Consider the following 9,394-nt stretch of genomic DNA (forward strand, 5'->3'; position numbering starts at 1 on the left):
GCACGACAATTGTTGTCGTCAACAACAATCTTCCACTTTGGCCGTCGTGGCGCTAGGGTTGACCGGCAGGAGACACGACGTGACAGCCAGCGCAGCCCGAGCCGACACCCGCCCCTCCCCGCGCAAACACGCCGGTAACGACGCCGCGCGGCGGATCGACGCGGACGAGATCGGGCTCGACGCCCTGGTCGGGCACGCCGGCTACGCGGTGCGGCGCTTCCAGATCTGGATTTTCCAGGACTTCGTCAGGACGCTTCGCGCGGTCGATATCCGGCCGACGCAATATTCGGTGCTGACGGTGATCGGCGCCAATCCCGGCCTGTCGCAGATGGCGGTGGCCAAGCGCCTCGGCATCGAGCGCGCCCGGCTGGTGCACCTGCTCGACAGCCTCGAGCAGCGCAAGCTGGTGAAGCGGATCAAGTCGAAGGCGGACCGGCGGTCGCACGCGCTTCATCTCACCGCGCCGGGCGAGACGGCGCTGGCCAAATTCAAGCGGCTCGCCGCCGAGCACGAGCGGCACGTCGAGGAGAAGATCGGCAAGGCGAACCGGGAGCGGCTGCTTGAGATCCTCGCCGGCTTCACCTGACCCCGTCTGCCTGCGATTTGTGCACATGCCCGTAACAGGGCGCTGGCAAGGCGACCCTCCCGGCCATCGAAATATCACCCAACCTACTGATCCTGCGATAACATCCGGAGCAATCACCGTGCCCGGATTCTGTACACAATGGCACATCGCTTGCTTCAATCCGGGGTAAGACCTGTTGCCGGAGTTTTGTCGCCATGAGGGCTGAGATGGGGGCTGAGCAGCCTGAAACGATCGCCGCGATTGTGGCCGCGCATCGCGCGGGCACCGTCACGCCTGCGCAGACGGTCGCGCGGACCTATCGGCGCATCCGCGACCACAATGATCCCGCGGTCTTCATCAGCCTGCGCGACGAAAAGGACGCAATGGCGGAGGCCGAAAAGCTTGCCGCGAAAGATGCCGCCAGCCTGCCGCTCTACGGCGTGCCGGTGGCGGTGAAGGACAATATCGACGCACTGGGCTTTCCGACCACCGCGGCCTGTCCGGCCTTCGCCTATACGCCGACGCACGATTCGACCGCGGTGGAACGCCTGCGTGCGGCCGGCGCCATCATCATCGGCAAGACCAATCTCGACCAGTTCGCGACCGGCCTCGTCGGCGTGCGCTCGCCCTACGGCATTCCCAGAAATTCGATCCGCGACGACCTCATTCCCGGTGGCTCCAGCTCGGGCTCGGCGACCGCCGTCGGCGCCGGGCTGGTGCCGCTGTCGCTCGGCACCGACACCGCGGGCAGCGGGCGCGTGCCGGCGATGCTCAACAACATCGTCGGGCTGAAGCCGAGCCTCGGCATGATCTCGACCGCGGGTCTGGTGCCGGCCTGCCGCACGCTCGATTGCATCTCGGTATTCGCTCTGACGGTTGACGATGCCGCGCTGGCGCTGTCCGTGATGGCGGGCCCCGACCAGGCCGATCCGTTCTCGCGCGACCGGCCGCTTGGCGCGATCACGCCGTTCCCCACCAATCTGCGCCTCGGCGTGCCGCGCAACGGGCAGCTGATCTTCTTCGGCGACAAGAAATCGGAAGCCGCTTACGCCGACGCGCTGAAGCGCTGGACCGCGCTCGGCGCCACGCTGGTCGAGTTCGATCTCGAGCCGTTCTACGAGACGGCGCGGCTGCTCTACGAAGGGCCCTGGGTCGCCGAGCGCTACCTCGTGATCAAGAATTTGCTGGCGTCCGCGCCTGACACGATCCATCCCGTGACGCGGGAGATCACCGCGGCCGGTGCGCGGCTGACGGCGGCGGACACCTTCTCCGCACTCTATCGCCTGCAGGGCCTGCGCAAGATCGCCGAGCGCACCTTTGCCAATATCGACGCGCTGGTGCTGCCGACAGCGCCGACGGCCTACACGACCGCACAGGTGCTGGCCAACCCGGTCGAGCTCAACAGCCGGCTCGGCACCTACACCAATTTCGTCAACCTGCTCGACCTCTGCGGCCTCGCCGTGCCGGCAGCGATGCGCGCCGACGGCATTCCGTTCGGCATCACGCTGCTTGCACCTGCCGGCCGCGATGCGATGCTGGCCAGCATCGGCCGCGCCTTCCATGCGGACACGAAGCTGACCGTTGGCGCGAGAGGCGTGCCGCAAGCACCGCTCGCGCCGCTGCCTGCAAACGGGGGCGACGAGATTCCGGTCGCCGTGGTCGGCGCGCATCTGTCCGGCATGGCGCTGAACGGTGAATTGACCGCGCTGAACGGCAAGCTGGTCGAGGCGACCAGGACGGCTGCCGACTACAAGCTCTACGCGCTTCAAACCACGCCGCCGAAGCCCGGCATGCTGCGCGTCGAAGCCGGCAAGGGCGCGGCGATCGAGCTGGAGATCTGGTCTTTGTCGTCGGCGGCGTTCGGCAAATTCGTCAATGCGATTCCGGCGCCGATGGCGATCGGCACTGTTCGCTTGGCCGACGGCCGCAGCGTGAAGGGTTTTCTCGTGGAGCCCGAAGTGCTGGGCGAAGCGCGCGACATCACGAGCTATGGCGGCTGGCGAAAGTTCATGGCGGACGCTGCGACGGCGTAGGTGCCGTAGGGTGGGTTAGCGTAGCGTAACCCACCTCGTTAATTTCCGCAGAGACAGAAGTGGTGGGTTACGCCTTCGGCTAACCCACCTTACGACATCACACCGACACCGCGTAGATCTCGTACTCCCCGCGTACCAGCTCGATGTGGGCGCGCATCGCGGCGGCCGCACCCTGCTTGTCACCGCGCATGATGGCGACGACGACGCGGTCGTGCTCGGCTTGCGACTTGGCCAACCGGCCGAGGTTGCGGAACTGGGCGCGCCGGAACGGCTGCACGCGCACGCGCGTCGCCAGCGTGATCTCGGCGATGTAGCCGTTCTGCGAGCCCGCATAGATCGCGTTGTGAAAGCGTTCGTTGACCTCGTGGAAGCGGTCGGGATTGCCGGCGTAGCTGAGCACGCGCAGCTCTTCGTGGACCGCCTCGAGGCCGTGGCGCTCGGCGGCCGACATGCGCTCGGCGGCAAGGCCGGCGCATAGCGCCTCGAGCTCCGCCATCGCCTCGAACATGCCGGTCAGCCGCTCGATCGACGGCTGTGCCACCACCGCGCCGCGATGGGGCCTTGCCTCGACCAGGCCGCTCGCCACCAGCTGCCGCAGAGCCTCGCGCACCGGCGTCCGCGACACGCTGAAGCGGCGCGCGATGTCGGTTTCGTCCAGCGGCGCGCCGGGCGCCAGGGTTCCGCGCACGATCTCGTCGGCAAGCTGAAGCCGCAGCTCCTCGGCGCGCGTGACCTTGTGCACGCTGGGCTGCGCCCGGTCGACCCGTGGCACCACCGGCTCGGCCGGCAGCGTCCCGGGCGGAAAATCGTCAAGCGTCATACGGTCAGGTCTCTTTCGACTCGTCGATGATGCTGACATGGGCCGCGACGACGCGCCAGCCCTCCGGGAAGCGAATCCAGGTCTGCATCTGCCGGCCGACCTTGCCGGGAGCCGTGTCGCGATAGAACAGGGTGGAGGCGACCGCCGTGTCGCGGCCATAGCTGGAGATGACGGTTTTCGCGGTGCGGCGGTTCAGCCCGACCGGCGAGCGGCCGGCGCGGAAGCCGGAGATCGCCTCATAGCCGTAGAGGTTCTCGCCGATGCCGTAGCGCAGCGTGCGGGGATCGTTGCGAAACAGCTCGCCGAGCACGGCGACGTCGTTGCTGACGAGGGCCTGCTCATAGCGATCGAACGCGGCTTTGACTTCCGCGATCACCTCGGGAAGATCGATCTCCATCTCAGAATCCTCTCGGCGACGGCGCAGATACCACGCCCATCTTCTCCAATGCATGCGCGACGCGCAACGCGATGTCCTCGCGCCAGGGCGCGGCGATGATCTGCACGCCGATCGGCAGCGGCTCGAGCGGCACCGGCACGGCGACGACAGGCAGGCCGATGAACGAGATCGGCTGAGTATGGATGCCGATATTGGCGCGCACCGGCAATTCGACGCCGTCGAGGTTGAAATTGACCTGGCCGAGTTTTGGCGCGGTGCATGGCGTGGCGGGCGCAATCAGCACATCGACCGTCTTGAAGATCTCGGCGAGCTGCGCGCGGTACCAGCGGCGGAATTTTTGCGCGCGGTCGACCAGCGGCGCCGGCACCATCGCGCCGGCAATCAGCCGGTCGCGCACGGCGGGATCGAAGTCGTTCGGGCGCCTGCGCAGGCGATCGAGATGCAGCGAGGCGCCTTCGGTGGTGCTGATCACGTAAGCCGCCGCGCGGGCGCGCGCGGCTTCGGGCACTTCGACGACGCGCGTCGCGCCAAGCGCCTTGGCGACACGGCCGACGGCTTCGACAGCTTCGGGGAACACGTTCTTCTGGAAGTAACCGCCGGCGATGGCGATGCGCAGATCCGACACCGGATTGGCGAGCAGGGGCACGGTCGGCTCCAGACCGCGCGTGGTGCAGGCGGCATCATCCGCATCCGGGCCCTGCATCGCATCATAGGCGAGCGCGAGATCGGTGACGGAGCGCGCGAACGGGCCGAGATGATCGAAGCTCGCCACGAATGGGAACGAGCGCGCCCGCGACAGCCGGCCATAGGTCGGCTTCAAACCGAAGATGCCGCAGAACGAGGACGGCACGCGGATCGAGCCATTGGTGTCCGAGCCCAGCGCGATCGGCACAAGCGCGCCGCCAACGGCACTTCCCGAACCGCCGGAGGAGCCGCCGCTCATCCGCGTGGTATCGTGCGGGTTGCGCGAGGGGCCATCGTGAACGTTTTCGCCGGTGAAGTCGTAGGCGTATTCGCCCATGTTGAGCGCGCCGACGAGAACGGCGCCGGCCGCTTCCATGCGCTCGATCAGCGTCGCGTCGCGCTTGGCGGGTGCGAGGTCGCGATTGATCTTCGAGCCGGCACGCGTTGGCAGACCCGCAACGTCGAACAGGTTCTTCACCGCGAAGGGCACACCGGCGAGCGGGCCGACCGTCTTGCCGGCGGCGATGTCGGCGTCGATGGCGCGCGCTTTGGCGCGGGCGCGCTCTACAGTGACGTCGGTGAAGGAATTGAGGGTGGTGTCGTGCTGCTTGACGCGCGCGAGCGCAGCTTCAGTGGCATCGAGCGCGGACAATCGGCCGCCGGCCACCGCTTTCGCGATGTCGGCAGCACTCATCTCTGGCGTGGTGGTCATGGCGGCGTCAGACGGTGAAGATGGGCGCCGGCTCGGTCTCGTCCGGCAGCGCGAATTCATCGACGAGCCGGCCAAGCCGCAGCGAGACTTCGAGATTGGCGCGAACCGCCGGCCTCCAGGCCTCCTCGATCGGCAATGCCAGCGCTTTCGATACGGCGTCGATATAATCGTCCAGCGGCTCGGCCATCACGCTCCCAAACAATCAATGCGCTCTTAGTGAACCGGCAACGGCGGATGCGGGATCGCCGTCAGCAGCTCCTTGGTGTAGTCGTCCTGCGGATCGCTCAAAACCCTCTCGGAAGAACCTTCCTCGACGATTCGACCCGTCCGCATCACAATGACACGATCGCACAACAAGCGCACTACGTTCAAATCATGCGAGACGAACAGATAGCTCATACCTAGCCGCGCCTTGAGGTCCTGGAGCAGGTTCAGGACCACCGCCTGGACCGAGACGTCGAGGGCCGCGGTCGGCTCGTCCAGGATGACCAGCTTGGGATGCAGCGCGATGGCGCGGGCGATGCCGACGCGGGCCTTCTGCCCGCCGGATAGCTGGTGCGGAAACCGGTCGAGCAGATTGTGCGGCAGCCCGACCATCGTGGCCAGCTCCTCGCAGCGGAAGCGAAGGGCATCGCGGCCCCTGACGTCGCCGAGCTGCATGATGGGGTCGGCGATGGCGCGCACCGCGGTGAAGCGCGGGTTGAGGCTGTCGGTCGGGTCCTGGAACACCATCTGGATCCGGCTGCGCTGCGGCAGGCGCGCGAAGCCGGCCGGCGGGATGGCGCCGATGTCCTCGCCGTCGAACTGGATCAGGCCCGAGGTCTGGTCGAGCAGGCGCATCACCATCATCGACGTGGTCGATTTGCCGCAGCCGGATTCGCCGACCAGGCCGACGCTCTCGCCATGGCCGATCGAGAAGCTGATGCCGTCGACGGCGCGGAACACATCCGGCTCCGGCGCAGGCTTGCGGCCGAACAGTTTTCCGAGCACGGCGGTGGCGCCCTGGCGGGGATATTCCTTGACCAGCTTCTCGATGAGGAGAAGGGGCTTCTTCTCCCTCTCCCCGCTTGCGGGGTCGCGATGAGCTTCGCTCGCGCTGAGAGGGTCGGGGTGAGGGGAAGTCTGCGCGAGCACGGTGCTGGGAGAGGCGAAGGAAGCGCCCTCCTCTTCCGGCAGCAGGTCCCGCAAGGACACGCCGAGCCGCGGCGTCGCGCGCATCAGCTTTTTCGTATACGGGTGCTGCGGGTTGGCGAAGATGTCGGCGGCCTTGGCGGTCTCCACCACCCTTCCCTTCTCCATCACCACGACGCGGTCGCAATAGGCGGCTGCGAGGCCGAGGTCATGGGTGATCAGGATGGTCGACATCGCCTTGCGTTTTGTGAGCTCGACGATCAGATCCATCACCGCCTTCTGGGTGGTGACGTCGAGGCCGGTGGTCGGCTCGTCGGCGATCAGCAATTGCGGATTGCAGGCGAGCGCGAGCGCGATGACGACGCGCTGGCACATGCCGCCCGACAGCTCGAACGGATAGGCGTGGTAGCGCTCGCGCGGGCGGGCGATCTTGACCTGCTCCAGCGCCTCGATCGCCTTTTCGCCGTGGTCCGAAACCGTGGCCTGCTGCACATGGGTGCGCAGCACGTCCTCGATCTGGTCGCCGACTTTCCGGATCGGGTTCAGTGCCGCACGCGGGTTCTGAAAGATCATCGAGACTTCGCGGCCGCGCAGGTCGCGCATCTGGTCTTCGCTCGCGGCCTTGACGTCGATGCCGGAGAACATCACCGAGCCTTCGGCGATCCGGCCGGCGCGGTCGAGGATGCGCATCACCGCGTAGGAGGTCACCGACTTGCCCGAGCCGGACTCGCCCACGATGGCGAGCGTCTCGCCCTTGGCGACGGAGATGTTGACGTGCTGGACGGCTTTGACGATGCCGCGGCGGGTGGTGAATTCGACGGTGAGATCCTGGACGTCGAGCAGGGGCTGGGCGGTCATGGACGGCTCCGGTCACTCAAAAGCGCGAAAACAACCCCATGCACAGTAGAAGCTCCACTGAAATCATTGGAGAATTCCTGCCGCACCCTTGCCATCACGTCCTCCGCTGGGGATCGACGATGTCGCGCAGGCCGTCGCCGAGGAGGTTGAAGCAGAACACGGCGATCATCAGCGCAAGGCCCGGGAATAGTGCGATCCACCATTCCCCTGACACCATGAAGCCCGCGCCTTCGGCGACCATGATGCCCCATTCGGCGGTCGGCGGGCGGACGCCGAGGCCGATGAAGGACAGGCCGGCGGCGTTGAGGATGGCGTAGCCCATGGTCAGCGACATCTGCACGATCATGATCGGCATGATGTTCGGCAGGATGTGCACCAGCAGGATGCGGAATTCGCCGTTGCCGGACAGGCGCGCGGCCTGCACGAAGCCGGCGTTGCGGCGGACATTGGCCTCGGCACGCGCGACGCGGGCATAGAGCGGGAAGTTGACGATGGCCGTGGCCAGGATGATGTTCTGCACGGTGTTGCCGAGGGCTGCGACGATGCCCATCGCCAGCACGAACAGCGGGAAGGCCATGATGGTGTCGGCGATGCGGCCGACGATGCGGTCGGTCCAGCCGCCGAAATAGCCGGCCGCGATGCCGGCGAGGCCGCCCATCAAAAACACCAGCACGACGGAGGCGACCGCGATGAAGGTATCGAGACGCGTGGCCACGACGACGCGGCTGAAGATATCGCGGCCCAATTGGTCAGTGCCGAACCAGTGCGCGGCCGAAGGCGGCTTCAGCGACGCGGCGGTGTCGGAGGCCAGCGGATCATATGGCACTACATAGGGGCCGAAGATCGCGGCAAGGAGAATGACGATCAACAGGGCGAAGGAAAAGCCCGTGACCTTGTTCTCGCTCAGCACATAGCGCGTTTGCTCAAGGATCGCAGTCAGTCCCGACGTCCGCGCGGGACCGACGGGTTCAACGGCAGGCGCAACGGAGCTCATGGTTCAGCCCTCCAACCGCACGCGTGGATCAATCACGCCGTAGAGAATGTCGATGATCAGATTGAGCAGCACGTACATCACCGCCATGGTGAGGACAAAACCCTGCACCGGCGCGAAGTCGGACGAAATCAGCGCTTCCACCGCGTAGGAGCCGATGCCCGGCCAGGCGAACACTTTTTCGACCAGCACGTTGGCGCCGAGCAGGAAGGAGAACACCATGCTGAGCGTGGTGATGACGGGGAGCATCGCATTGCGGAAGGCGTAGGTGACGATGACGGTCGCGGGCGACAGGCCGCTGGCGCGCGCGGTGCGCACGAACTCCGACGACAGCACCGCCAGCATCGAGGCGCGCGTCATGCGCGCGATCGGCGCCAGCGAGAAGATCGCGAGCGTCGTCGCCGGCAATATCAGCTGGCTCAGCGCCGAACGGAACGCCTCGAAGTCGCGCGCAATCAGGGTGTCGATCAGGTAGAAGCCGGTGACCGTCGGCGGCGCGCTGTAGAACACGTCGAGGCGGCCGAGCGGCGCGGGCGACCAGCCGAGCCTGAAATAGAAGACATAGACCAGCACGAGGCCGGTGAAGAACACCGGCAGCGAGACACCGGCCGTCGTCGTGATGCGACAGAGATGGTCGATCCATGATCCCGGCCGCGTCGCGGCGAGCACGCCGAGTGGAATGGCGATGACGATGGAGACGATCAGGCCGAGCAGCGTCAGCTCGGCCGAGGCCGGCAGGCGATTGCGGATTTCGGCGGCGACCGGCTGGCCCGTGGTGAGCGAGTTGCCGAAATCACCGTGGGCGAGGTCGTTGGTGTAGCGGAAGAACTGCTCGATCAGCGGCTTGTCGAGGCCGAGCTTTTTCCGGATCTGCTCGACGGCTTCCTTGGTGGCGGCGGGGCCGGCGAAATACGCCGCGGGATCACCGGGCAGCGCGCGCGTCAGCAGGAAGGTGACGATGACGACGCCGATCAGCGAGGGAATCGCGAACATCAGGCGCTTGCCGATCATGGTCAGCATGGGGAGCTCCTCGCGCGCGTTGAATGTATCCGAGGTGGTGCCGCGCACTCTACTGCGCCCCCTCTCCCCTTGTGGGAGAGGGTTGGGGTGAGGGGTAGCCCCAAGCGAGGTCGGAGTTCGTGGCTACCCCTCACCCGTCTCGCCGCTGCGCGGCGAGCCACCCTCTCCCACAAGGGGAGAGGG

General features: G+C 66.6%; 9 protein-coding genes. 2 read left to right on the forward strand and 7 right to left on the reverse strand.

Features of this window, described 5'->3' with window-relative positions; translation table 11 throughout:
- The first annotated feature begins 79 nt into the window (after window positions 1-79).
- Window positions 80-586, forward strand: coding sequence for a MarR family winged helix-turn-helix transcriptional regulator (locus PMI42_RS27385; RefSeq protein ID WP_008140240.1), 507 nt, complete (start codon window positions 80-82; stop codon window positions 584-586).
- 206 nt (window positions 587-792) lie between these two features.
- Complete coding sequence (gene atzF / locus PMI42_RS27390; RefSeq protein ID WP_085969811.1) at window positions 793-2,598, forward strand: allophanate hydrolase; 1,806 nt, start codon at window positions 793-795, stop codon at window positions 2,596-2,598.
- A 97-nt stretch (window positions 2,599-2,695) separates the two neighbouring features.
- Here atzF and PMI42_RS27395 read toward each other — a convergent pair whose 3' ends face one another.
- The 7 genes from PMI42_RS27395 to PMI42_RS27425 form a co-directional block, all read right to left on the reverse strand.
- Window positions 2,696-3,418, reverse strand: coding sequence for a GntR family transcriptional regulator (locus PMI42_RS27395; RefSeq protein WP_008140243.1), 723 nt, complete (start codon window positions 3,416-3,418; stop codon window positions 2,696-2,698).
- A gap of 4 nt (window positions 3,419-3,422) precedes the next feature.
- Window positions 3,423-3,815 carry an oxalurate catabolism protein HpxZ gene (hpxZ, locus tag PMI42_RS27400; RefSeq protein WP_008140245.1) on the reverse strand — a complete coding sequence of 131 codons (393 nt, stop codon included), beginning with the start codon at window positions 3,813-3,815 and terminating at the stop codon, window positions 3,423-3,425.
- A gap of 1 nt (window position 3,816) precedes the next feature.
- Window positions 3,817-5,211, reverse strand: coding sequence for an AtzE family amidohydrolase (locus tag PMI42_RS27405; protein WP_008140247.1), 1,395 nt, complete (start codon window positions 5,209-5,211; stop codon window positions 3,817-3,819).
- 7 nt (window positions 5,212-5,218) lie between these two features.
- Window positions 5,219-5,398: a DUF4089 domain-containing protein gene (locus PMI42_RS27410; RefSeq protein ID WP_008140250.1), complete on the reverse strand. Its 180-nt coding sequence runs from the start codon at window positions 5,396-5,398 to the stop codon at window positions 5,219-5,221.
- Between the two features lie 26 nt (window positions 5,399-5,424).
- Window positions 5,425-7,200, reverse strand: a complete 1,776-nt coding sequence (locus tag PMI42_RS27415) for a dipeptide ABC transporter ATP-binding protein (protein ID WP_008140251.1) — start codon at window positions 7,198-7,200, stop codon at window positions 5,425-5,427.
- A gap of 94 nt (window positions 7,201-7,294) precedes the next feature.
- Entirely contained in the window at window positions 7,295-8,194 is a 900-nt protein-coding gene (locus PMI42_RS27420; protein WP_008140253.1) for an ABC transporter permease, read from the reverse strand.
- Between the two features lie 3 nt (window positions 8,195-8,197).
- On the reverse strand, window positions 8,198-9,211 hold the full coding sequence (locus tag PMI42_RS27425; protein ID WP_008140254.1) for an ABC transporter permease: 1,014 nt from the start codon (window positions 9,209-9,211) through the stop codon (window positions 8,198-8,200).
- Between the last annotated feature and the right edge of the window lie 183 nt (window positions 9,212-9,394).

Source organism: Bradyrhizobium sp. YR681 (assembly GCF_000282615.1).
Lineage (GTDB): Bacteria > Pseudomonadota > Alphaproteobacteria > Rhizobiales > Xanthobacteraceae > Bradyrhizobium.